Below are 1,430 nucleotides of genomic sequence, written 5' to 3'. Positions count from 1 at the left end.
GTGCTACTTATAAAACAAGCAGACAAATTCAATGTTACCAATGTAAGTTGAGTAGCAAATGCATAGCTTGCGAGCCACTTAAACGCAAAAGTTTATTGATGAACTGAATGATTTCAATTCCACATGGTTTCTGTCACTGAATTACCGTCAACGAGACGTATTAATTACGATGGATTTAAGGGCTTTCGCAAACAGTGAATATGATGCCCAAAACCTTGTTTTTCATACAATGCGAGTGCTTGGCGGTTAAAACTCCAAACCTCAACAAACATCTGGGTTGCGCCGTAATCGATAAAGGTAGATTCTATCTTATCGAGCAAAGCTTGAGCCGTTCCTCGCTTTCGATATTCCGGCATCACATACAACTCATCCACACTGCCCATCATCACAGGTTGGCTGACAACGGAAGTTAACTCACAAAAGTGACCAGAGACAAAACCGATAACTTCATCACCGACTTTCGCTACATATACCAAACACTCGGGATTATCGATGTAACGAGCAATGCTTTTCTCTTGCTCGATTTCTTCGGCAGTTTTAAACAATTCAGGGAATTGAACATGGTGCTCATCGTGCAAATCGAACATAAGATCGTTGAGCACTTCTAAATCATCAAAACTCGCAGCTTTGATTACAAATACAGACATACTAAGGGTTACCAAAATTTGAGTCCGTATAGTGTGTTGCGAAAACATAGGCTTGGCAAGCCACAAAAGCGCCTACTCACGATTGTTTTCTGGAACACCGACGCAAAAAAGCCCCTGTACAAATCGGCATACAGAGGCAGAACCAAACTACGGAGTTCGAGGATCAGGGTTTCATTTGAGTACGACGATAAATTGTTAGCGTCGTAATACTCGCTCTATTTCATTCAGGCTCGTTGGATCATCAATCGTCGATGGCACGGTGTATTGCTCTCCATCAGCAATTTGGCGGATGGTTCGACGCAGAATTTTACCCGAACGTGTTTTCGGTAAGCGATCTACAACCAGTGCGTGTTTGAAGCATGCAACCGCGCCAATCTCATTTCTCACCTTGCCCACAAGTTCGCCTTCTAGCGCTAACTCATCAACCTTCACGCCATCTTTCAGCACAACGAAACCAAGTGGTAGCTGCCCTTTCAGGTCGTCATGGATACCAACAACCGCGCATTCTGCAATGGCAGGGTGACCGCCAACGATCTCTTCCATTTCACCAGTGGACAATCGGTGACCTGCCACGTTAATGACATCATCAATTCGCCCCATGATGAACAAGTAACCATCTTCATCAAGGTAGCCGCCATCGCCAGAAACATAGTAACCCGGGAATTGGCTTAGGTAGCCCGTTTCAAAACGATCATGGTTTCGCCACACGGTTGGTAAGCAGCTTGGCGGTAACGGACGTTTTAGCGCCACAAAACCTTGCTGATTGGCTTTAACAGGTTCACC

At 44.9% G+C, this 1,430-nt stretch carries 2 protein-coding genes; both read right to left on the bottom strand.

The annotated features are described in order from the left end of the window. Positions 1–164: 164 nt before the first annotated feature. Positions 165–647: a GNAT family N-acetyltransferase gene (locus R7P67_RS24285; RefSeq protein WP_318086248.1), complete on the bottom strand. Its 483-nt coding sequence runs from the start codon at positions 645–647 to the stop codon at positions 165–167. A 195-nt stretch (positions 648–842) separates the two neighbouring features. Then, positions 843–1,430: AMP-binding enzyme (locus R7P67_RS24280; RefSeq protein ID WP_318086247.1), on the bottom strand; the 588-nt coding region annotated here is incomplete at its 5' end.

Source organism: Vibrio sp. Vb0937 (assembly GCF_033338855.1).
This window is presented reverse-complemented; position numbering and strand designations above follow the sequence as displayed.